Annotated in this window: 22 protein-coding genes and 1 pseudogene; 12 read left to right on the top strand and 11 right to left on the bottom strand. The window is 41.9% G+C overall.

The window, feature by feature from the left end:
- Window positions 1-74: 74 nt before the first annotated feature.
- From lgt to Q4Q49_RS03645, 5 genes are all read right to left on the bottom strand, one after another.
- Entirely contained in the window at window positions 75-854 is a 780-nt protein-coding gene (gene lgt, locus Q4Q49_RS03665; RefSeq protein WP_006080213.1) for a prolipoprotein diacylglyceryl transferase, read from the bottom strand.
- Between the two features lie 212 nt (window positions 855-1,066).
- Window positions 1,067-1,513 (bottom strand): hypothetical protein, encoded by a 447-nt coding sequence (locus tag Q4Q49_RS03660; protein ID WP_006084117.1) that lies wholly within the window; start codon window positions 1,511-1,513, stop codon window positions 1,067-1,069.
- A 211-nt stretch (window positions 1,514-1,724) separates the two neighbouring features.
- The gene (locus Q4Q49_RS03655) at window positions 1,725-5,372 is read right to left on the bottom strand and encodes an Ig-like domain-containing protein (protein WP_311998663.1); all 3,648 of its coding nucleotides are present in this window, start codon (window positions 5,370-5,372) and stop codon (window positions 1,725-1,727) included.
- Entirely contained in the window at window positions 5,369-6,088 is a 720-nt protein-coding gene (locus tag Q4Q49_RS03650) for a hypothetical protein (RefSeq protein WP_311998662.1), read from the bottom strand. The genes Q4Q49_RS03655 and Q4Q49_RS03650 overlap by 4 nt, the downstream gene beginning before the upstream one ends.
- A 392-nt stretch (window positions 6,089-6,480) precedes the next feature.
- Window positions 6,481-6,951 carry a cupin domain-containing protein gene (locus Q4Q49_RS03645; RefSeq protein ID WP_311998661.1) on the bottom strand — a complete coding sequence of 157 codons (471 nt, stop codon included), beginning with the start codon at window positions 6,949-6,951 and terminating at the stop codon, window positions 6,481-6,483.
- Window positions 6,952-7,329: 378 nt separating this feature from the next.
- Between Q4Q49_RS03645 and Q4Q49_RS03640 the strand changes: the two genes are divergently transcribed.
- On the top strand, window positions 7,330-8,238 hold the full coding sequence (locus Q4Q49_RS03640) for a sensor domain-containing diguanylate cyclase (RefSeq protein WP_006080211.1): 909 nt from the start codon (window positions 7,330-7,332) through the stop codon (window positions 8,236-8,238).
- A gap of 179 nt (window positions 8,239-8,417) precedes the next feature.
- On the opposite strand, the gene Q4Q49_RS03635 is transcribed toward Q4Q49_RS03640, so the two are convergent.
- On the bottom strand, window positions 8,418-10,607 hold the full coding sequence (locus tag Q4Q49_RS03635; RefSeq protein WP_311998660.1) for an OsmC domain/YcaO domain-containing protein: 2,190 nt from the start codon (window positions 10,605-10,607) through the stop codon (window positions 8,418-8,420).
- 259 nt (window positions 10,608-10,866) lie between these two features.
- On the bottom strand, window positions 10,867-11,097 hold the full coding sequence (locus Q4Q49_RS03630) for a hypothetical protein (RefSeq protein WP_259577923.1): 231 nt from the start codon (window positions 11,095-11,097) through the stop codon (window positions 10,867-10,869).
- Between the two features lie 502 nt (window positions 11,098-11,599).
- Between Q4Q49_RS03630 and Q4Q49_RS03625 the strand changes: the two genes are divergently transcribed.
- The 4 genes from Q4Q49_RS03625 (at window position 11,600) to Q4Q49_RS03610 (ending at window position 14,754) form a co-directional block, all read left to right on the top strand.
- Window positions 11,600-12,292 (top strand): hypothetical protein, encoded by a 693-nt coding sequence (locus Q4Q49_RS03625; protein ID WP_310801792.1) that lies wholly within the window; start codon window positions 11,600-11,602, stop codon window positions 12,290-12,292.
- 47 nt (window positions 12,293-12,339) lie between these two features.
- Window positions 12,340-13,284, top strand: coding sequence for a hypothetical protein (locus Q4Q49_RS03620; RefSeq protein WP_311998659.1), 945 nt, complete (start codon window positions 12,340-12,342; stop codon window positions 13,282-13,284).
- Between the two features lie 270 nt (window positions 13,285-13,554).
- Window positions 13,555-14,034, top strand: coding sequence for a hypothetical protein (locus Q4Q49_RS03615; protein ID WP_311998658.1), 480 nt, complete (start codon window positions 13,555-13,557; stop codon window positions 14,032-14,034).
- Between the two features lie 540 nt (window positions 14,035-14,574).
- The gene (locus Q4Q49_RS03610) at window positions 14,575-14,754 is read left to right on the top strand and encodes a DUF6435 family protein (RefSeq protein WP_226058193.1); all 180 of its coding nucleotides are present in this window, start codon (window positions 14,575-14,577) and stop codon (window positions 14,752-14,754) included.
- A 31-nt stretch (window positions 14,755-14,785) separates the two neighbouring features.
- On the opposite strand, the gene Q4Q49_RS03605 is transcribed toward Q4Q49_RS03610, so the two are convergent.
- Together Q4Q49_RS03605 and Q4Q49_RS03600 are read right to left on the bottom strand one after the other, a co-directional pair.
- The gene (locus Q4Q49_RS03605) at window positions 14,786-15,202 is read right to left on the bottom strand and encodes a ribosome recycling factor family protein (protein WP_311998657.1); all 417 of its coding nucleotides are present in this window, start codon (window positions 15,200-15,202) and stop codon (window positions 14,786-14,788) included.
- A 164-nt stretch (window positions 15,203-15,366) separates the two neighbouring features.
- A complete protein-coding gene (locus Q4Q49_RS03600) occupies window positions 15,367-16,254 on the bottom strand; it encodes a LysR family transcriptional regulator (RefSeq protein ID WP_311998656.1) in 888 nt (295 codons plus the stop codon).
- A gap of 99 nt (window positions 16,255-16,353) precedes the next feature.
- Here Q4Q49_RS03600 and Q4Q49_RS03595 point away from each other — a divergent pair, with 99 nt between their 5' ends.
- Together Q4Q49_RS03595 and Q4Q49_RS03590 are read left to right on the top strand one after the other, a co-directional pair.
- A complete protein-coding gene (locus Q4Q49_RS03595) occupies window positions 16,354-16,980 on the top strand; it encodes a short chain dehydrogenase (RefSeq protein WP_311998655.1) in 627 nt (208 codons plus the stop codon).
- A gap of 153 nt (window positions 16,981-17,133) precedes the next feature.
- Window positions 17,134-17,379: a DUF3297 family protein gene (locus tag Q4Q49_RS03590; protein WP_006080205.1), complete on the top strand. Its 246-nt coding sequence runs from the start codon at window positions 17,134-17,136 to the stop codon at window positions 17,377-17,379.
- 92 nt (window positions 17,380-17,471) lie between these two features.
- Here Q4Q49_RS03590 and thrS read toward each other — a convergent pair whose 3' ends face one another.
- On the bottom strand, window positions 17,472-18,710 hold the full coding sequence (thrS, locus tag Q4Q49_RS03585; RefSeq protein WP_311998728.1) for a threonine--tRNA ligase: 1,239 nt from the start codon (window positions 18,708-18,710) through the stop codon (window positions 17,472-17,474).
- A 237-nt stretch (window positions 18,711-18,947) separates the two neighbouring features.
- Here thrS and Q4Q49_RS03580 point away from each other — a divergent pair.
- A pseudogene (locus Q4Q49_RS03580) lies at window positions 18,948-19,016 on the top strand (DUF3297 domain-containing protein); the annotation flags it as partial.
- Between the two features lie 57 nt (window positions 19,017-19,073).
- Here Q4Q49_RS03580 and Q4Q49_RS03575 read toward each other — a convergent pair.
- Entirely contained in the window at window positions 19,074-19,889 is an 816-nt protein-coding gene (locus tag Q4Q49_RS03575) for an ABC transporter substrate-binding protein (protein WP_311890187.1), read from the bottom strand.
- Window positions 19,890-20,241: 352 nt separating this feature from the next.
- Between Q4Q49_RS03575 and Q4Q49_RS03570 the strand changes: the two genes are divergently transcribed.
- From Q4Q49_RS03570 to Q4Q49_RS03555, 4 genes are all read left to right on the top strand, one after another.
- Window positions 20,242-21,156, top strand: a complete 915-nt coding sequence (locus tag Q4Q49_RS03570) for a nuclease-related domain-containing protein (RefSeq protein WP_311890186.1) — start codon at window positions 20,242-20,244, stop codon at window positions 21,154-21,156.
- Window positions 21,157-21,231: 75 nt separating this feature from the next.
- Complete coding sequence (locus Q4Q49_RS03565) at window positions 21,232-22,302, top strand: DUF6765 family protein (protein WP_311890185.1); 1,071 nt, start codon at window positions 21,232-21,234, stop codon at window positions 22,300-22,302.
- A gap of 35 nt (window positions 22,303-22,337) precedes the next feature.
- A complete protein-coding gene (locus tag Q4Q49_RS03560) occupies window positions 22,338-23,276 on the top strand; it encodes a hypothetical protein (RefSeq protein WP_311890184.1) in 939 nt (312 codons plus the stop codon).
- Between the two features lie 3 nt (window positions 23,277-23,279).
- Entirely contained in the window at window positions 23,280-23,612 is a 333-nt protein-coding gene (locus tag Q4Q49_RS03555; RefSeq protein ID WP_311890183.1) for a hypothetical protein, read from the top strand.
- Window positions 23,613-23,977: the final 365 nt, after the last annotated feature.

Here is a 23,977-nt window from a genome sequence, read left to right as displayed (position 1 = left end):
TGATGATTAATTCCTTCATAAAAAAGGCTTTCTATCTAGATAGAAAGCCTTTTTAAACCGTTTGATATTCTGACTTAAACGGCTTTTTTTCGATACGCCAAAAACAACAAGACTATACCTACGGCTAAAAACGGTAAGCTGAGCAGTTGCCCCGCACTTAGCACTGATTCAGAGTAAGCCGCTTGGCTGACTTTAATCGATTCAATCGCAATTCGCGCACTAAATACCGACACCAGAAACAGGCCAAAAATCGCGCCATGCCGTTGTTTAATCTGCGTAAATTGATACAGAGCATAAAGCGCGACAAAGATGGCCAAATAGGCAAAAGCCTCATAAAGCTGCGCCGGATGCCTTGGCAACATATCAACACGGGCAAATATAATGCCCCAAGGTTGAGTCGTTGGATCGCCTAAAATCTCTGAGTTGGCAAAGTTAGCCATACGCACAAAAAAGCCAAAAATGGCGGTGGCGATCGCAAGTCTATCCAACAAAAACAGGAAGGGCAGCTTCACTTTGCGTTGGTAATAATACAGCGCCAGAATCGCCCCTAACCCCCCACCGTGGCTGGCGAGCCCACCTTCCCAAATCGCCAAAATCTTCAGCGGATGGGCAAAGTAATAAGCCGGATCATAAAAAATACAATGGGCCAAACGCGCGCCCACTATGATGCCAACCACACAATAAATCAGCAGATTATCAAGGGACTCGACATCGAGATTTTCCTTGATATAAATCCGCTTCATCACCTGAAAACCAGCAGTGATGGCAACAGCAAACAAAACTCCATACCAATGTATTTTTAGTCCCATAAACGAGATTAATACAGGATCGAGCTCCCACACTAAGTGTTCCAAATTCAATTACTCCTAACACTTGGTACATAGAGGTACGCCAAAAAGCCTGTTTTACGTGGTTAAACGCCAATAGACAAGCCTTGTCGCGGGGATATCTTACTATTGAGCCAAATTTAACGACACTGAGTAGCGTTTTACGGCTGAAAGGTATAATTGTGGTCAGCTCGGCTGACCACGCCAAACAGACCACAGGCGTTAACTTTGAGTACTCGCTACAACTGACCTATTTCCTTACGCCAGATCCCCTTCTCCTGTGCTTCAGTCAATTTCAGTTTGGCGAAATACCGAGTCACAAAAAAGCTAATGGGAATAGATGATAAGGCAAGAGCTTCAAAGTTATACAGGGTCATGACGGCAATGCCATTGGTTAGTAGCCCAATCACACCCACCATGTTTGCATACTTACTCTCATAGATTTTCCCAAATTTGCAGGCCAAGTAACCAATAACGGCCGCAGGAACAAAGAGCATCCAATAAAACACTAACCCATTCCAAACAAAGAGAATAAGTAAGGCTAAACCTAAGAAAACACCAAGTAATGCCCCTAGAAATGCCTTTTTAGGTGATTGGTTTTTAACAAGATCTTCATAAGCTTGCTTTGCCTGTTCATCTATAAACTTGCGATACGACTCGCTTTCACCCTTTCCCTTACGCGCCATTTAACTCACCAAATTGCTGTATTTAAGACAAAAAATTGGCCTATTTTGCTAGAAAATAACATCTTTGTCGCGCTGTTTTGAATAGCAAACACGCGGAGCTGGAAGGTAAAGCTTTCACTTTAAATACTGAACCTCAAACCGAGTTGACTGAATTTAAGAAAATAAAAAAGCAAGCGGTTAAGCTTGCTTTTTTATTGCGCACTATGCCGTCTTATTTAACTCGACGGCGGCTAAACGCTAATGGTGCAAGTAGCAATGATAGCCATGACAAGCTACCACCTGAAGAACCTTCTTTTTCAGGTTCTACCGGCGCTTGACCTTCACCATTGATCGTCACTGTAACAGATGCCTTCATTTCAGCATCACCATCTGAGATGGTATAACTAAAAGTCTCAGTTGCAGATTGACCTTGATATAGATGACCAAATTGTCCATTAGGACTATAAGTCACAGTACCATCATTGTTATTGGTGACCTTGCCCTTCAAAGAGCCAACATCAATAGCTGTGATAGTAAGCGTGTCTCCATCAACATCGGTATCATTTGCAAGTAAGGCAATTTGTATGTTGCCCGACTTAGTCGTTACCGCTGTGTCAGCGACAGCAACAGGAGCCGCATTAAGACCAACAACGCTAATAGTCACTTCAGTTGTGCTTGTCGCGCCAATTTCATCTGTGATGGTGTAACTAAATACTTCATTGGCCGTTTCACCTTTGGCCAAATCATTAAACTGACCGTTAGGATCGTAGATAAACGTACCATCGCCATTATCTGTCAGCTTACCTTTCAGGCTAGCTTGTTTAGCCGTGAGGGTAAAAGTATGACCATCGGCATCAGTGTCATTCGTTAACGGCGATATTGTAACAGTCGCATTCTCATTGACACTGATAGCATCAGGCGTTGCTGTTGGCGGTGTATTAATTTTTACACTGACACCAACTGTAGCTTCAGCAAAGCCACCTTTGTTATCGGTAATGATGTAAGCAAAGCTATCTAATACGGTTGAGCCTGGTGTTTCATTTGCAAAGGCACTACCTGAGTCATAACTGATAACATTGCCCGAAACCGCAACAGTCCCCTTAGTAGATCCAGTAGTAACGCTATCGATCACTAAAGTATCACCATCTGCATCCGTATCATTTGCCAAAGGTGAAATTGTCACTTTTTGGCCAGCCCAAATTGTCATAGCATCCGAGTTGGCTACTGGCACATTGTTCGGCGGGACGTCAGTGTTTAAAGGCTCACCCGCACTCACTTGGTATCCTCCCGTAACAGCTGTGTCATCTTCGTGGCTAACGACAACATATAAAGTCGATTCCAATTCAGACTTAGCTAGCTTTGAAAATACATAGTTTGTCGCTGATGGATTTGTTGCTAGGGTAACATTATCAACAATTGTCGTAGACGCGTCTGATTTGTAAACGGTTAACTTTGGCTTCATACCTAAGCTAGAGTCTGTCACACGTACCACGAGGTCTTTGCTCATATCTATGTTTTCTAAGACATAGAAATCAAGATCGCCAGCACTGTCAATCACTCCATTGATACCAGCATTGGTCGTATCGAGTTTAATTGCGGTGATATAGCTACCATCACTGTCAAAATAAGGCACATTGCTCACAACCAATGAGGTTTTCGCAATACGTACAAAATTCTCCGTTATGGCAGGTAAAGCTTCTTGTACTGGCTCAGAGCCGTCTAATGTGGGTGTAAATAGGCCTGTGGCAGTATATTTAGCCTTGCTTTCTTTGTTATCAACATTCACTTCGACTTGATAAATACCATTCTGATTGTATGGTGCAACGGCGGAGTAAATACCATCACCTGCAACCGCATCACCGCCTTGGCCATTATCAAACATTTCCAAGTTGGTCGTGTTGTCCATTGGGTCCTTGATCGTAGCGATGACATTAGCACCAGTGATAAGTTTATCTTTGGTTAACGCAGTCGTTAAAATCATCGGGCTTGGGTAACTTACAGCATTACCAGCAAATCCCTCAACAGAGACAGTATAACTTCCCGCTAGACTTGGCTCTGCACTGACATTGACCGTCGCATCTAGCGCACGATTTGCATTTGTGTTTATTAACTCAAGTTGCCACTCACCATGACCAAGTGAGGCAACAAGACTATTAGGGACATTGACGCTACAAGATTGCCCTCCAGACACAGGTAAACAATCGAAAGTTACGCCATTGACATTATGACCTGAAGCATCTTTTAGCGTGAGTTGCAGGTCAGAAGCGCCGCCTTTATGGTTTACGAAAATATTGACATTATCTAAACCAGAATCGATATAAATACTCTGGGTTGCACCCGTGCCACTTGCAATATTAAGCGTTGATGACACTAAGTTTTGGTTATCAGTGGCAATGGCATTTGCTTGTAAAAAAGCATCGATAATTTCGGCTAACGTTGTTGGTGAAGAAAAGTATTTTCCGCCTGTTGCATTGGCCATTGTCACTAAAGGACCCGTTGGCGAAGCTGAGCCATAACCGAAACTAAAAATTGGTACATTGGCATTTTGATAGGCAGTGATGACCGAGGATTCTGATTTTATAGAATTATTATCGTCACCATCAGCAAGCACAAAAACGACACCTGGTGCGCCACTTGCCGCCGAAGCCTGATAAGCAGATAAATTATCAAGTGCTAACTGACTGCCATCGAACAATGCCGTTGAACCATAGGCATAAATATTATCAATTGCACCTTTCAAAGCTTGTTTAACACCGTTATCTGGCTTAGGCAATTTTTGCATCGCAAAATCTTGCTCAACACTCGAACGGCCTGAGAATGAAACTAATCCCATCGCAGTACTGCCTTCCGCAGTCGCATCAACAAGTATTTTAGCGGCTTGCTTGGCGTTATCGATAGGTGAACCAGACATGCTACCCGAACGGTCCATGACAATCTGCATATCGATATCGCCTTCAACCCAAACAAAATCAAGCTGATCACGACAACTAAACTGCGCTGCGGGTAACTCTTTCTTTACCGGATTATTAGCATCTGGCGCATTATTCGCCAAAGTAGTATATCGAGTACGAGTTGGCTGAGCCGTTTTCCGCCCAGATTTAGGGTCGTCTTTAACGTCTTGAGTAAGCACTTCCCAAGCACTCTTACCATACACTCGTCCCTGTGCGGTACGGTTTACATCACCAATATTGCTCGCAGTTGAATGATTCAACCATTTCATATCACCGTTTCTTGCTTGCCATTGATTACTCATAATGGAATCAGTAGCCACGTCAGTGGTGAGCGTTGCATTAGCTGCACCGGAAACCGCGTTACCTTTATACTCGTCATACACACCATAGGCATAGTGTCCCCACTCGTGGGCTAAGGTGTAGCCAGAGCCTAGGGTATCGGTGAGCATATTGTGATCTTTGCCTTGCCCTGCACCATTTGGAAAAACATCTCCAAACCAAATATGCATACCATTGGCACCAAAGCCCGCGGTATTTGCTCGCGGCCATTCACGCTCGCCCCAAATAATGTCCGATTTAGATCTATGCTTATTTTCTCTGAAAATACTTATCTTTCCGAGCTTATGTTCACCGTTCGATTGCTCACATACCCCATCGGCAAAATAACCCAATATATCCTCGTAGGCTTTCTGATCACTCCCTTCAGGATTATTGTGCAAAGACACAGTAATATCGAATACAGCGTTAGACGAATCAGAAGTCATCACTGAAACTGATTGCATATGGTTTGCTGATACAATGGATTTGTCTTGCTGTTCAGTGACAGTATTGACCCGTGATAACCAACTGTTTGCAGCTATAGCTGAGCTAGATGTTAAAGCGAGTCCCACACAAATGGCGACCTTGCTCAAGTTATTTTTTTGTATCACTTCATATCTCCTTTAGAAAGTAATAATAGTTGGAAGGTGTATTTACCTTCTTTCACAACGAGTGTTCCGTTCTGCGTTAATCGTTTTGAAATCACAGGGTATAAGGACGAGAAATCGGCTATAGGTATCAACTCAAATACATGCTGAATGAGTGTTCCATTAGGTAATTCGAGTTCAGGCGGGATATCGTTCGGAATGTTTAAGATAATAGTGCTAGGCTCAACTATTAACTCAGAAACGATGAAATCATATATATAAGGAAAAGACCTTGAGTCGATTTCACAGTAATCCAACTGATTACTAAACCAATACTTATAGGCATGACCAAGGCTTGCGGCTTGCTCACCTATAATGCGATCTGTGCATTGATATTCTAGACTTTTCCCGGTAACAATCTTGTGCGACAAAAGCTGCATGTTTGAATCAAAATCAATGATTCTGATTTGACTATCAGTTAGTTCACTAATAATTTGAGTAGTGTAATCACGTTGAAAATCTAGAGGTGAGTTATATCTATAGACAGTTTTGGCATACACTGGACAACATAATACAAACAGCACAATACCAAAAAGAGTTGTAATCTCTCTTATCATCCGTGAAAATTTATTTATCCTAAAAAACTTGAAACCAATGTTAACAAAAACAACTTTGTATACATTTGTTGCAAGCTTCACGAAAAAGTTAAAAAAATTATCCACTGCTAGATTAATTTTCATGAAAATATGCAGCGTTATTGGTTAATAGCATGATTTAAATAGTAGTAATTTAATTACTACTTTTGACCTATTAGCCGCAGATATTCCTCCATCAATGATTCATAATTGGAAACAGCCTGTTAATTTATTATCTATTTTAGCCCATTCATACAAATCATTATCACGCAAAGAATTACCCTAATAAAAAATAAACTACACTAGATTCATATAAACAGAAATACAGGTTATATATGAGCAAGCCGAACACTATTTAATCAATTTAAACTTCTGGCACTCTAATTATTCTGTAAGCATAATAACCTACAATTAATCATAAGCGGACCAAGGTTTGAAGAGATAGAGACGAACATACAATCCAGAAAATTAGTCCTTAAAATGAGCGCTCACTCTACCTAGCGGCTCAGACGTTTGATGATTTCGCTGTGCTGTGGATATTGAGCTAGTAACGTTTTTTGGCTAAATAACTCGAAATCATCGAAGGTAAAACCGGGGGACACCATGCAGCCCACGAGCGAAAAGCCGGGTTGATTCATCGCCGAGCCAAAAATACAGCCCTTAGGCACCAAAAATTGTGGTCGCTCGCCCGCCGCTAAATCGAGGCCCAATTGCGCCGTGGTTAACACGCCATCAGGGGCAATCATATAAATGGTGAGCGATTGTCCTGCATGGAAGTACCACATTTCATCGGCGGTTAGGCGGTGAAAGTGGGAAACTTCACCCATGCGCAGTAAAAAATAGATGCTGCTCCATAATGCCCGAGTCTGTTCAAACGGCGTTTCAGAACGATAGGATGAGCGGTAATAGCCGCCTTCAACGTGCTGTTCTAGTGCTAAATGTTCAATAAAATCATCGGCTGTATGCATTATAAATCCCTGGATAAAATTAAAACCGCAATTCAGGTTCTAGAGTCTACTCGAAAATCATCTGCCCACTAAGCGCCATAATTGAGCTTTTTGAACATAAGCACACACGCCAAAGCAAAACATCACTTAAGAGTCATTATGATAGACAAAGAACGAGTAATGGCTTTGTGGCATCAATCGCGCTGGCGACTTGGCAAAATAACAACGACAAATAAATTGTACGGCGTGTCGTTATGGTTTGTTGTTCGCACCAAAAGCGGCTAGATTATTATGAGTTAACGGGATTAATTGGCGGCTAAAGCTCCAAAGAGCGGCTCGTAATGATGACTTGGACACGCAGACATAAAGTTAAGTGATTTTCCACAGGGATCTTAATTGATGATCAATATTGAACAGATGGCGTTAATCCTCGATGCACTGCCAGATCCTGCCTTAATATTGTCAAAAAGTGGTCGGTACGTGGCAGTTTTCGGCGGTAAAGATGGGCGCTATTATCACGATGGCAGTGGCTTAGTCGGTTTGTACATTGCTGATGTATTAAACCCCGATAAAACAAATTACTTCTTAGGCATTATCGAACAAGCCTTAGCTAGCCGAGCATTACTGATTGAAGAATATGAACTCAGTAATAAAGATGTCAAAGGCTTACCCGATGCGGGCCCAGATCAACCCATTTGGTTTGAGGGACGAATTCAAGCGCTAGACTTTCTCGTCAATGATGAGCCTGTGGTGCTCTGGGTCGCCAGTAATATCTCACAGCGACATGAGCTTGAACTGCAGCTGCGTCAGCTCAGCGATACCGATCAGCTCACAGGATTATATAATCGCCGCCGATTAGAACGCGACTTAACCGTTCAATTCGACACTTTTCAGCGCCACCGTACGCCCACCTCAATCTTGATCCTCGATTTAGACCACTTAAAGTCCATCAATGACCAGTTAGGCCACCATGCTGGCGATAAAATTATCATCGCCGTTGCTGAAACCTGTCGCACTCAATTTAGAAAAACCGATAGCGCGTATCGTTTTGGTGGGGATGAATTTGTGATTGCCCTGCCCGGTGTCGAACAATCTCAGGCAGTTAAATTTGCTGAATACCTCTGCGATTGTTTTTACTCTGCGCTGCAACAACATGCAGTTAATGGTTTGTTTGCCACCGTAAGTATCGGGGTCGCTAGCATAGAAGCATTAGATACTTCCTATGAAGACACGCTTAAACGAGCCGATGCGGCCCTGTATCAAGCGAAACGTAACGGTAAAAATCGAGTGATATCAAATACAGCCTGAGCGGACTTAAGTCGTTCTAACTACCAATGACAATAACGAATGCTCACCCCATAGAAAGTGCCCTTAACAAGTTATAGTTAGAAATACTCATGACAAGGTTGAATCACAACGGCTGCCAACAAAAAAGCGAACCCTAAGGTTCGCTTTTAAACACATTAAGCTAATGCCAAATAACAGAATTAATTCGCGTCTTTCGCAGCTTTACGGGCTTGATGCAGCTTTTTATAGCTTTCAATCAATCTTAGATGTGGCTCAATGCCTTCGAGCTGCATGCTGGTCTTAGTCAGTCCATAAAAACGCACTTTACCTGTGACTGAGCCAACGACATTGTCCATCACTTCTTTACCGAACATGCGGTTGAAGTTGTGGATAAAATCATCAAGTTCTAGCTCGTTATCTAAAGTCACTTCCAATACAGCATTCATAGCTTGGTAGAACAGGCCGCGTTTAACGGTATTGTCGTTAAACTGCAGGAACTCACCGACTAGCTCAATCGCGTCTTCGTGCGCACCGAGCGCCAAATAAATCAGGATCTTAAGCTCGATAATCGTGAGCTGACCCCAAACGGTATTTTCATCGAATACAATGCCGATTAAGGTGCGGATATCCGTGTAGTTATCGAGTTGGCTTTCTTCTAAACGATTAACCAAATTGACCAGCTGTTTAGTGCTTAACGAATGCAGATTTAGGATATCTTCACGGTATGCCAGCGCCTTGTTGGTGTTATCCCAAATCAAGTCATCAACTGGATAAATTTCAGAATAATCAGGTACTAAAATACGGCATGCCGATGCACCTAAATCGGTAAATTCAGCGATATACACCTCTTTACCTAACTCTTCTAAGATACCAAACAGACTGCTGGCTTCTTCTTCGCTGGTGCCAGAGAAATCCCATTCGCAAAATTCATAATCAAATTTACTGCTAAAGAAGCGCCATGAAATCACTCCTGTTGAATCAATAAAGTGCTCAACAAAGTTTTCTGGCTCGCTGACCGCCATGCTGTTAAAGGTCGGTTTTGGCACGTCGTTTAAGCCTTCGAAACTGCGGCCTTGCAGTAATTCAGTTAGGCTGCGCTCTAATGCCACTTCAAAGCTTGGGTGAGCGCCAAATGAGGCAAACACGCCGCCAGTTTTCGGGTTCATTAGGGTCACGCACATCACAGGGAATTGACCGCCGAGTGAAGCGTCTTTGATCACAACTGGGAAACCTTGCTCTTCTAAGCCGTTAATGCCCGCGAGGATACTGGGATATTTTTCAAGTACCTGCATTGGCACATCTGGCAGAACAATTTCTTGCTCAATAATTTGGCGTTTAACGGCACGCTCAAAAATCTCTGACAAACACTGCACATGCGCTTCTTGCAGGTTATTGCCCGCGCTCATGCCGTTACTTAAAAATAGGTTTTCAATCAGGTTCGATGGGAAGTAAACCGTTTCACCGTCAGATTTACGCGCATAAGGGATAGCACAAATGCCGCGCTTAAGATTACCTGAGTTGGTATCAATCAAGTGCGAACCGCACAGCTCGTCGTCTGGGTTGTAAATCTCTAAACAATAGTCATCCAGAATACCCGCTGGCAGCGCATCGTCTTCTTCTAACGCAAACCACTTTTCATTGGGGTAATGCACAAATTCGCTATTAGCGATTTCAGTCCCAAAAAATTGATCATTATAGAAAAAGTTATTATTCAAACGCTCAATAAACTCGCCGAGCGCTGAACACAGCGCACTTTCCTTGGTCGCGCCTTTACCATTGGTAAAACACATTGGTGAAGCGGCGTCACGAATATGCAGTGACCACACGTTCGGCACGATATTGCGCCATGATGAGATCTCTATCTTCATTCCAAGATCGGCAAGCATGCCCGTCATATTGGCAATGGTCTGCTCCAGTGGCAGATCTTTACCCAGAATAAAGGTGCTCGATGCGCCATTAGGCTGGCCCATCAGCATGGCATTGGCGTCTGCGTCTAGGTTTTCAACGGTTTCAATCTTAAATTCTGGCCCCGTTTGCACCACTTTTTTAACAGTACAACGGTCAATTGAACGCAAAATACCTTCGCGATCTTTATCGGAAATATCTTCTGGCAATTCAACCTGAATTTGGAAAATCTGGTTGTAGCGATCTTCAGGATCGACAATATTGTTCTGCGACAGTCTGATGTTATCCGTTGGAATATCGCGGGCTTTGCAATACACCTTCACGAAATAGGCCGCACACAGGGCTGACGACGCTAAGAAATAATCAAACGGACTTGGAGCAGAACCATCACCTTTGTAGCGGATCGGCTGATCGGCGGTAACGGTAAAATCATCAAACTTGGCTTCAAGTCTAAGATTGTCGAGAAAATTAACTTTGATTTCCATTGAATATGATTTCCACTAAATATGCGAGTCTGTAGCAGCCCATCGACCAAGTCGCGTCATTGGTAATGAGTCATTAAGGGGGAATTATCGGTGTTTTTAGCCCATTAGTCTTGGGTTAATTATGTTAAAAACCACAATCGGGGCATTTGCGGCTTAGCTTAGTGGGTTGAATAGCAGGTTTGACTTTGAACTGAGGTTGAATAACAGGAAGACCAAGTAAGCCAATTGATCGCAGAGTAAAACCAAGTACAAGAATAAATTATTGATGTTTTTCAGTCTCTCGCTTAACCAACATAAAGGTTAAATACATCTTAGTCGGTAATGACAACGCCATGCCAAAGGCGACACACATAGCACTGAGAATAATCCCCTGCACGCCCATCGCCTCAACGGTTTCATTAAAGTTATGCAGATAAATACCCAGCGCAATAAGACAAATACCCACACTAATGCAGATTTTCAGCGTTAAAATCAGCTTTTCATTCGTCACTGTTCCGCCCTTCCCCTTCGCCGCTATGTCGCTTTGCTGCCGACCCGCTGCAAGTTTAGATAACTGCTCAAGGTTCGCGAAAGTCTAGCCGCCATTTACATCAAGTTTAACTAATATAGTGAACGCATTATCCACATAGGGCCTTGATTAAGATCAACGAAAAACTTGCTTGCGATAAAAGAAACTCGCTACAGCATTGATTACATCTGATTGCTGCTAAGAATTACGGCTAAGAACTGCTAGAAAATAATGCAGCTGACTTAAAACTGATAAATAGTCATATTTACTTACCTGAAGTAAGCATTCTAGCCATCAAATACCATCCAGTAAGATCCAATCCACTAACAGCTATATAAAAGATGAATCGACCAGCATTACATTCAAAAACAGATAATTAGAAAAATGTAATTAAACCTCAGAATGATTACACTAACTTTACAACATACACTTGTTTGAATTACCATGCTGATGTCAAAAATGCATGTTCAAATATAGGAATAACATGAACCATAAATCGATTCTTCTCGCCCTTACTTTCGCAACAATGTTGCTGGGCGGTTGCGCTACAAAAATGCAAGCAGTTGTCCCACTAGACTCCAATATGCTTAAGAATAAGGATGTTAAAGTTGGCGTCATTATGTCTGATGTTGCCGTTCCTGAAACATATATTACAGGAGCAGATTGCCTACTTTGCTACGCGGCGGCATCTGCGGCAAATTCTTCTTTAGATAGCCATCTCAAAACAATTCCTGTCGACGATATTAAAAACTTAAAATCAGAAATTACTCAATTAATGCTCGAAAAAGGGATATCAGCTGTCGCCCTAGAAGGTGAAATTGAAGTTGGCGAATTAAAGAAGACTAAGTCACAAGAACTTAATACAGCTCCAAGAGACTACTCAATCTACAAAACAAAAGACATAAATTACTTATTGGTTATAGAAGTCTATCAAGTTGGAGCATATAGAACTTACTCATCTTACATTCCAACGATGGACCCTGTGGCATCCTTCTCAGGAGTCGCATACATTGTCGATTTATCGAACAATAAATATATTTTGTACAAACCTTTTAGTAATAGAAAAGCCTCAGATCTTGAGTGGGATGAGCCACCAACTTTCCCAGGCCTAACTAATTCACTCTATGAAGTCATTGCGACAGGTAAAGATGCTATCAAGGCGAACCTAACGCTCTAGTCTATAAAGGGAGGCTTGCCTCCCTTTCTCTTAACAGTGGTCATCCTATGATTAGAATTCTATTAACATCTTGTATTTTATTAATTCTATGTGCTTGTAGCACACATACATCTAAAGGTTATGTAAAGCTGATAGATAATCGAATCGCAATAAAAGAAAACAGTCAGCTCTATGTCAAAGTACCAGAAGGCACTGCAATCATAATAGGTAAAGCTGAACCCAATGCAGGTAATGTTGATCACACTAGTATTCTTTATCCCGCAATTACCCCTGTAGACTTCTTTGCAGCAGTGATCACTCACGCAGCCATTACCGAATCTGTAAAAAATAATAAGAAAAATAAGGTACAAGATGAAGCTGACATGATAGTTATCCCCTATCGTCCTTTTATTAAAGATGTCGCAAATCAAGCATTAATCACACAACTATCAGACATTGCATTATCTCGTGGATTTCATCTAAAACCCTATAGTGAAATCCAGTCCGATGATGACATAGTGCTTGACATAACCCCTATCTATCTGCTCAATCAAAAACAAAATACGCTGACGCTAAGAACTCAATTTCTGGTTTATTATAAGAAAAATGAAAGTATCGCGACACAGAAACGAGTCATGTTATATCAAAACCAAATCGAGATTTTGTCCCCTATCATACAGAGTGAAAGTCCTGCCGATTATTGGCTAAATAATAATGGGGAGAAACTAATCGAAACAATGCGCAATTTACTATCAGATACCCTAGCATTAGGCGCATTGCAAATAAGTTCTAACGAAAAAGCGATTAAAAAGAGTACTGAAAAAAACTTTCGCTATGATGATGGTGATGTGTTAGCTTTTGAACGTGCAAGCGTAATTACTGAAGATTGTGAACGTATAGTTATTCACACCCTTAGAGGATGGTTAAAGTCAATTCCAACAGGACGTCTTCAAGACAGACATCCTTGCAAAATAGACCAAGAAGCCAAAATAGATACACCCATGCTTAATTAATGACTGTTAAATGCGAAATACTAAATCTGTGAAATTACTATCGATGAATTATGATAGTCTCACATCAGATATTTTATTTCGCATTACATTTTTACAGCTGTGAAATTAAATCGTTAGAATAATAAATCACATTTTTATTTTAAAAAAACAATTCAACACATTCATTACACCAGCGGTCTCCGGCAGGTCATATTTACAATATTGCTTGCAGTAAAAAATTCTAAAATGGATTTTACAACATATAAAATTTACTCTTAAAGGATTGGAGCAGTGGATAAACGCCAAATATTTTTCATGCTAATGACAATATTAATGATTTCAGGCTGCCAAGTAAATAAACGCGTAAGTGGTAAGATGTCACTTAACGAAGCTGAACTCGCCTTTAGTTTAATCACTCCGATATCTATCGACAATGCTACATTATTAGAGACAGCTATAAATTATGACAGAACTGTCAATAAAAATATCCAGTTGTATCCGAACACAACCAGCATTGTAAATTTTGGATCTTATATCTCGTTAGCTAAAGTAATAACGGCTCCCATAAAAAGTAATAAATTAGTCATTGAAAGTTATGTAACATCGACGTCAACTGATGAACGTTATCTGTTCTATCCCGTGATCACTGTCTTTGATAATCAAAAAAATCGCATTGATCTCATAAAACCCAGATACGAATTTGAGTTTAATGATAATGTCCTAACTAATCATTTTCTGTTACCGCCAGAAACTGCATATCCTTATCCATAGCACCCCAGAATTCACTGGCATGAGCTTCACTGAATCAAATGCCGTGTATAAGACATCGTTAATAGACCCTACGGCTGTAGCCATTGCGACGTCAGTTGTCACTAGTGTATTTGTTCCTGCGACTGGAAACTCAGAAAAATTAACTCCCATCTACACAGACTTCATTCTTTCGAACATAGGAAATATAAAAATAATCTCCCCATAAACATGAAATATGCTTCAAGCAGATTGCAGCATTTAATTGAGAATCCCCTGCAACCATAATCTAACCCTTAAGTACTTGATACCAACAAAATCAGCCGCCAATACAGCTTTATCTATATGTTTAACAAGTTATTTTTGATGCTGCTAACAATCTGATTCATATGCTTATGTCAAGACAGGGATTACGTCCCAGCCTTGCTGAGCCCGATGGCTGTGGATTGTGGATTGTGGATTGTGGATTAAGAGTTGGAGGCGCTGCTTTTAATTTAAAAAAGTAAAACTTAAATCCCGTTACCTACGTATATAACCCAAATACTAAACTCAGTAGAAGTGGCCATGTTTTCAATCTTTAAGAAAAACCCTTTAAAAAAATTAACTCAGCAGTACAACGCTAAGCTTGAAGAAGCGATGCATGCACAGAGAAAAGGCGATATTCGATCCTACTCAATGCTGACCGCTGAAGCCGAGCAAATTGAAAATCAAATAAAAGTGTTAGAAAAAGCAACCCAGCAATAGAGGCACATAGCGAGAACGCAAAGCAAGCAAACTACCAAGAGTCTGCTTGAAAACGTGCCAATCTTGCTTCTGTGATAGTGCATTGGGTCAGTTGCATCAACTCACCTAAGGTAATCGCAGGATTGTCTGTGATAAGCCGAATCAACTTAGCGTCTAAGGGCTCTAGCTTGTCCGCATGTTGCAGCAAGGCTGACTCCAACTTTTTAATAAGATAGCCAAACTGGCCATCTTTAGCCGTTAACTGCTGCGTCAGCAATGGCTCACTTTGTAAATGCGCACTGCAGGATTGGAGCTTGATCGCCGCGCCAACTATGCACCAATTCCTTGAACGCCGCACACGCTTAAGTTCACAATCATACTGAGTTGCAATCGCTTGAGCTTGTTTAACCGCCTCCCGCCCAATTCGATGGATCAGCGAGGGCAGCGAGATACTAATGTCGTCGTTCATACCGCTTGGTTCATCGCCGCTCTATTATGCCTGCATGGGTAAAAGCCTGCTCAACTTTAGATTCAAATACAAAATTCAATGCGCGGCAGTGTACTCTGCCTCACTTTATTCTAAAAGCTCTGCCCTCTGCCGGATAAGATTTGCTGTGATGACGCTTTAACTCATTAACCCACATATTTTGAGTGAGTTTCGCACCAAGTTTGTAGCTTATGTTGTAAATCACGCAGCTTCTTTGGGTAATGGCTCTGCTTGGCATAAACCATATACAACTCATGTGGATAGCATTGCCATTGGGGAACGAGCAAAGTGAGTTTATGCTGAGCGATATCCTCCTCTACCAAATAATAAGGCAGGCTAGCGATACCTGTACCACTCAAAGTAAGCAAATGTGTAGTGGCATAGTTTGAACTACACAGTGCAGGCTCAAAAGTGAGCGTGAGACTGTCCCCCGCGAGCGGTTCAAACATCCACTGTGTTTCGCCCGAAGACAATAGACGATAATGGCGTAAATCATCAGGGTGACGAACTTCTGCGGCTGCGGAATGTGCGGGCGAAACCACTAAGACATGACGAATTCTGCCAAGATATCTGGCGATCAGATTATCGCTGTGCGCAATGCTTGTTCTTAAGGCGAGATCAAACTTGCCGAACTCAACATCTTGAATATTCTGCTCAAAACACAGTTCGAGTTTCACTTGAGGATACTCAGCAATAAACTGAAGCAGCATAGGACTCAGCAATTTTTTGCCCAGTTCCGTTGGAGCGGTGAATTTTAAAGTGCCACAGGAGTCCTGCGTTAAATCCTGCACTAAACGTCCAGCTTCATTGGCCAGCCTCTCGATTTCGCAGGCTTTACCATATAACGCATGCCCTGCTTCGGTCATTGATACTCGCCGAGTGGTTCGGTGGAGTAATTGACAACCCATTTCATCTTCAAGGGATTTAACATGGCGCGACACTAAGCCTTTAGAAGCGCCGAGTTGTTCAGACGCAGCGCTAAAACTGTGCATTTTGGCAACCAGCATAAATGACTGCAGATGAGTGAGATTCATCAATTAAACCTATTAGCGAAACAATGTGGTGATTATATGCGCTTTTTCTATTTAATTAAGCAGACTATCCTTAATTCGTATTCAATTTAGGAGCATGTCATGAAAATAGTCGTAGTGGGTGCATCAGGCACAATCGGACAAGCCATAGTCCGCTTATTTCATTCAACTCAGCATGAAGTTATTCAGGTAGGGCGAACAACGGGGGATGTCCTGATAGACATTCGGGATGAACATTCACTCCATCAAGGGCTAGAAAAAATCGGTAAAGTCGATGCAATGATTTCGGCCATGGGTGATGTCGTGTTTAAACCCTTCAACGCTATGACCCAAGCAGACTGGTATACAGGGCTCCAAAGTAAGTTATTGGGGCAAATACAGTTAGTGCAAATTGGCAGTCAGTTTTTAAATGCGGGCGGCAGTTTTACCTTAACCAGTGGCATTATCGCCGATGTCCCAGTAAAAGATGGCGTTAGCGCCGCCACCATAAACGGCGCACTTGAGCATTTTGTTACCGCCGTCGCGGGCGAATTACCTGCGCAGCAGCGAATAAACATTGTCAGCCCAACGGTATTAAGCGAGTCGTTAGCGAGCTATCAGGACTATTTTCCCGGTTTTAGTGCAATCAATGCCGACACATTAGCCAAGGTTTATTTGCGCTCAGTCATGGGCAGAGAAAACGGCCGAGTGCTGAAAGCCTTTTCCAGCTGTGGCGCAGTCTTGCCCTAACAGCAGTGTCCTAACGGCAGTGTCCTAACAGGACAACTTAACCTTGGCTAACGCAAGGCGCGCAATCAGTCACAGTTAAAGTCTTGAGCGTTGCGCTGGGATTGCCTACAATAGCGCACGCTTTTTCACTATAGACAACGACAGATCACGACCATGACCGACACAACATCATTACCTGCTTTACCGGATCGCCTTTCCGTTAACCCACGCAGCCCACACCATGTGGCAGAAATTTTCGAGCACGATATCGGTATTAAGCTCAACGGCAAAGAGCGTTTTGATGTCGAAGAATATTGCATCAGTGAAGGTTGGGTAAAAGTACCAAGCAAATCCTTAGACCGTCGCGGCCAACCTCTTTTGCTCACAGTAAAAGGCACAGTTGAAGCCTTTTATCGTTAAGCCTTAGCGCAAAGAGCGGGATCATAGAATGAGTAAAGGCTAGCCGTGGGAACCCTAGCTAGCCTTAAATAGCAAACACCATCCCCCTTATATTATTGTTTTCGAACTAGTTTATCCGCAAGATAGTCAGCTAATTCAGCAAGAGGGATATGAGTCATCACACCATCTTTGCGGCACTTAACTGACACACACTTCTCGGCTTCTTCCTTATCCCCAACCGTTAAGATGTAAGGCACTTTTTGCTTGTGAAAGCGTTTCATTTTGCGGGCAACTGAGTTTTGACTGATATCAATCAACACTCGCATGTCTCGTGCTAAACATAGTGCGGCTAACTGACGGACAAATTGGCTGTTTGACTCATTCACTGAAGCGATAGCAACAGGCACGGGATGCAACCAATCCGGCAGGTTACCCTGTGAGACTTCCAAGAGAATCCCCAACCAACGCTCGATAGAGCCATACATAGCTTGGTGCATAATCACTGGCCGTTCGAATTCACCTTGCTCATTTGTGTACTGAACATCGAATCTTTCAGGCAAATTGAAATCAAACTGGATAGTGCCACACTGCCAGCGTCTTCCCATAGAATCTGTCAGTGACAATTCAATTTTGGGACCATAAAAAGCCCCTTCGCCAGCTTGATACTCGGCATCAAAGCCCTCAATCTGGCAGGCTGAATCCAATAGCTTTTGTGCTCGGCACCATTGCTCATCGCTGCCTAATGCCTTCTCAGGTTTAGTCGATATTTTTACGTCTAAATTATGGTAGCCGTAATCACCATAAACCTGCTTTGCACGCTGGAGAAAACCACATATCTCCTCCTCTGCCTGAGACCAACAGCAAAAAACATGGGCATCATCCTGAGTGAACTGGCGTGCGCGCAGGCAACCATTTAACGAGCCTGAGGATTCATTACGGTGCACCAAGCCAAACTCAAATAGTCGCAGTGGCAAATCTCTATGGCTATGTACCCCGCGCTTAAACAGCAAAATATGGGCAGGACAAGACATAGGTTTTAAAACATATTCACCCATGTTTTCTTTTCCGCCACCGAAAAACATGTTCTCTGCAAACATGTCCATATGCCCAGACGTTTGCCATAACTCCTTCTTCATAAAAACAGGCGTGTTCACTTCCTCAAAACCATTTCGGCGATACACGCGCCTCATGTGCTCTTGAATATCTCGGAATAACGCCCAGCCATTCGGGTGCCAAAAAATCATACCCGGCGCCTGTGGTTCAGAGTGAAATAGGTCAAGTTGTTCTGCAATTTCGCGATGTGTTTTCATCATTCTCTCCTGAGTAAAATCTGAGTAAAATCTGAGCGAAATACAAAACCAAGGTATAAAAAAACCCTCTGGCGATGTCGCTCAGAGGGTTTTTTTAAAGACGCAAAAAACTACCCCCCGAGAATTCTCGTGGTGGTAGTGGTGGTGTTAATTGCGCTTACGTATATTTTTTTCATGCGCCAGTAATAACAAATCATCCCTATCGCAGCAAGCATTTTGTTTATAAAAAAATAAATGGCAGACAAAATAAAGACAAAATAAATGGCCATCCATAATGAATTATTAGACCGTCGCGGCCAACCTCTTTTGCTCACAGTAAAAGACACAGTTGAAGCCTTTTATCGTTAAGCTTGCAAAGAGCTAGATCATAAAAACGGCCAATTAATATTGGCCATTTTTGTTTGCCTATTCTACTTCTGCGGCTAAACCATAAGCCTGGTAAATCTGTTTTACACGGCCCGATGCAGCCATATCAAGCAGCGCCCGATTAAGTTCATCGAAAATAGCAGCATGGGTAGAGTTACGGGACATACCAAAATAATGTTCGATCCGATTCGACTGACGGTAATCGGCATAGCTAAAACGATCGTAACCGAGCTGCTTGAAGGCATTCTCAATGGCGGCACGATCGAGCACCACCATAGTGTCAAAACGCCCCATGATAAACATGCGAGCCATGTTTTCATCATCGGTAGACTCAATTTTACGTAGCGCGGGATCTGTATTAAAACGCTCAAAATAAACTGTGCCCCGTTTAACCCCTACAGTAACCTGATACAAATCCTCATAGGACTTAATCCGTCCTTCCTCGCCGGCTTTTACGAGAAACAAAATATCACGAGTTTGCGTGGCGATAGGACCAAGAAACCGTACAAATGCCTCTCGTTCATCGTCTCGTATGGTGCGCGGCACAATATCGACCGTTCCGACCCGCAACTCATGAATGCTGCGTGCAAAAGGACGCGCGCTCCATTCGACGCGATAACCGACCTTAGCCGCCGCTTCCTCAAGAATATCCTTTAATGGACTCGTCATAGTATTAGTCTGCTCATCAAGCACCATCTCAGGAGGACGATGCCGAAAATCGGCACGCAGCACTTTAGAAAAAGGAGCCGATTGCAGCTCAGCGGCGACAATGATGTCCGCGAAAAAACCACAACCAAGCACACACAAAATTGCGTAAACAGAAGGCAACGAAACAAGGATACTTTTAAAATACATAGAGATGCCCGCGAATTTATATGTTGCATTTAGCATAACTCAAAAAATCGAAAACTAAAGTGCATAAAACATAGGCCCAGCCTGTAATTGTGATAAAGCGCATTGATTAAACTGCACAGAGCGGGTTAAAGTGTGACCACAAAGTAAAAAGTGTGACCACTTAAGGAAAATGCAGGGCAAACTCGAACTCAATCATCGAGCACGCCATTTAGGGAAGAAGAAGCAAATCAGCAATGTGCGCCCAAACTCTAAGCAGACAAGTCTGCCACCACTTTCCAAAATAATAAGTACATTTTATTAGCGGGTTATGTCATCGGGTTAACTATTGACTCGCATTACTTCAGGGACGTAAATGACCGATTTCAGCAGCATTCTTTTATCCTACGGGATACTTCTGTCTGGCCTTCTTGTCACAGTGGGTGTGATGTATGTATTGCTCAAACATCGCGATGCAACCGTCAAGCTGCCCGTTGATCGTGAGCAACTGACCCGTATCCCCGCCTATGGCTTACAAGAGCAAATCCATGATCTGCAATTAGATTTAATCGGCTGCATGATGATGGGACTATTGATTGTTTGCCTTCCATTTGCCGCCAGCAGCATCCAAGCGGATATCACAGTCGGAAAATTCCCTTGGTTGTTCGCCTTAACAGGTTTAATAGGAGTAATTTACTTCGGTATTAAAACCTGGAAACTCTTTTCAAAGCTCACCAAATTACGCCTAGGTCATACAGCAGAAATTGCCACAGCCAATGAGCTTATCGGCTTACAAGCATTGGGTTATCAAGTGTTTCACGATGTCCAAGCCGACGGCTTTAACATCGACCACCTCGTAATCGGCAAAAATGGCGTATTCGCAATTGAAACCAAAGGCCGCCATAAGCGCAATAAAGACCTACGCCAAACCAATGGCAATGGCGGAGGCTCTAGCAAAAAAGGCTATGAAGTATTTTACAAAGACGGGCGCTTAAATTTCCCCTCGTGGACAGAAACCAAACCCATAGAACAAGCCGAGCGTCAGGCCAAGTGGGTCAGCCAATGGTTAACCAAGGCAACAGGGGCACCAGTATCATCAACCCCAGTCCTAGTATTCCCCGGCTGGTATGTCACCAGTCAGTCAAAACCGCCGCTGCCGATCCTCAACCACAAACAATTAGTCGGCACGATCCCAAAACTGAAAACCCAAGATCTTACCCAACAACAAGTCGACTCCATCATCTACCAAGTCGCCCAAAGATGCCTAAGTAAAAGCGAGGCGGGAAAATGAGAAAGCCAAAAGGTCATTTTTAATCAACCCTAAACTATGTGTTAAATATTTCCCGAAATCCTACAGGAGGCACTAATGCAAATCGATGGACACCACACTTTAACTTATATAGTTGCTCGCTACGCAGGTATTGCTCATGATCTAGCTGAGAAAGTCGCTTATTCTGCGCAATATGTTGATGAGGCAACAAATGATGAACCAATCCACTTTGATAATGGTGCAATGTATGATCGCATAGTATCCGCCCACAAAATGCTGGATTATAGAAACACTCAAGAACTTGCAAATCACCTAGTTTGGATACCATTCCATTTTCTACCTGGCAACCAAGGGAATCCTTCAGATGTGACACCTGAGGGCCGGTTTATATATCGATTAATCTGCAAACCCGATAGCCCTGTAGCAAGAGATATGCTGAGAATGGTAGCGACACATTGGAACAAGCCATATGCAGCACAACTGATGGGAGTAGCAATGCACGTTTATGCGGACACTTTTGCCCACCAAGGTTTTGCAGGAGTTATCCACGACTATAACAAAGTGAATAACCTAAAATCTCCTATTAGTTCGTTATTACAACGAATCAAAGATGATTTGTTAAGTGATGGAATTTCAGCCTCTTCTCCTCTTGGACATGGTGCAGCACTATCTTTTCCAGATCGACCTTATGCTTCTTGGACATACTCAAATGGCGATGGGGAAACGGTAGAAAGAGACAATACTAAAATATTCCTACAAGCTGCTAACGCGATGTGTAAAGCACTACAGTGTTGGAAAAGTAACGACCTAAATATGAATATCGAAAACCAACCAGGATTGTCACTTGAACAGCTTGAAAATATAGAAAAAGCCCTTTCAGCAATTGACAATGAAGATGGCGAGATTCGCCATCAAGAATGGATTAAATGTTTACGAGAAGGAAAGTTTGGATTTGCACCAGTTGACTTACCTTTTGATAAAAACGGGAAGAATAGCTGGAAAGAACTGGCAAGGGGACCAGGTTTCATGCAGGGTGATAAATTGGTATATCAATACTCTGAATCATTCCTTAATTCAGATTGGAAGCTCTTTCACGACGCCCTAAAAACATATCGCTTAGAAGTCATCAGAGATGTGCTACCAAAATATGGCATCTGTATCGCTTAGTGCAAAATCTCACAGAAAATCAGAAGGTTTAAAATATGGATACATGGTTTGATATTTTAAAAGTTTCAAAATTACGAATTGATATATTAGTTTCACTTGCTGTAATTTGCTTAGCTGGCTGTACCTCGAACGAATCAATTACCATGATCAGCGAATATGCCAAGCAATCAACTCAGGTTCAAGAAGCTCTGATGGGTGTATATGAATCTGCCGATGAAGCGCGAATAAATGCTGAGCTGGCAAAAGCTACAAGGGATGGAATAACAGAAACAGGGTTAAACATCTCTACAATTGAAAATACAGGTCAAGAAGCTCTACTTCAAAATTTACAGATTTTTTCTCAGAGTATTTACCTGCTAGCGACGGAAGATCGAAATGAGGAGTTGGACAAATACTCGGAAAAATTAAACTCATCGTTGATTTCTTTATCAAAAATACCTCAATCCAATAATATTGATTCCAAAGATATTGAATTACTATCAACAAGTGCGAATGCTCTCGCTCGAGCTTACACAGAGAAAATACGGTATGACTTACTCAAGAAAGTTATAATTGATTCAGAAACTATTATTCAAATTTCATTCAAATCATTAAGGGATGAGTTAGGGTCTTGGAAAGAAGCAACTAAAGTTTCATTGGAAAAAGAGTTAAGGATCCGCTTGTATCTACTAAATAATCCTAACCGTTGTGATGAAAGTGAAGATAAGCGATGTGTTACCTTCTATCATTCTTTAGAAGAAAGGATAAATGCCTACAAAAAAGCCTATGAAATCAAAGCTAAATTAAATGGCCTAAATGCAAAATTTTTAAAGCTCGAATCTGCATTGAATGCTATTCAAACTTTAAACCAATCCATAGTCATATCTTTAAAAAGCGATGACGATCTAACTAAAGATGCGTTCAAGAAAGCTCTCAAATCAACTAAGACCCAGATCGATGATATCAAAGAATTTCGCGATAGAATTAAGGATTAATAAATGGACAACAACCACGATACCGCATACTTAGAGTTGAAAAGCATGTACGAGGAGCTTCAAAGCTATCTCAGTTCAGTTATAGTCGATCCAGAGGAAGAAGTGCTATTATTGAAATGTGAACAACTGGGGGATAAAATCTATGCCTATCATGCTGCAATAATTAAACAAAACTCACACCTTCATGCTATTGGTCAAGAAAGTATCAAAAAACTTATTAATCAAGCAAAAGATGCAAGAGAATCTTTAAAAAATGCTGAAAATAAAGTCAAATGTTTTGCTCAAGTTGCTAATGCAATTGACAAAATATTTGAATTATTGGGTAAGTTTTTATAAGCTATTTTACTGTCACTCAATTATTTGAGTTTAAAGTAAAAGTCAATATAGAATAGCTTATCACGCAACAGTTGCACCAGACACAGCATTTTTGCAGCAGTGTCCTACTAAAACATGGATGTTTTAGTAGAGCCTACAAGGATAGGCTTCATAGCATGTCACAGGTGTAACATTGTAAAATATCTGCAAAATATACTGTAGTTATATGTGGTAAAAACCTGATTTTACCACATATATTTATACATAAATTTCATAAAACTTTTAAAGAAATTTATATTTAACTCAATACTTATACTCTCTTGCAAATATATACAACAATCACCTTAACAAAACCAATCTAAAAATCACTCCACATAAGTCTTGAA

This window comes from Shewanella sp. SP1S1-7 (genome assembly GCF_031932105.1).
GTDB lineage: Bacteria > Pseudomonadota > Gammaproteobacteria > Enterobacterales > Shewanellaceae > Shewanella > Shewanella baltica.
Note: the sequence above shows the minus strand (reverse complement) of the source record. Positions and strands in the feature narration are given on the sequence as shown.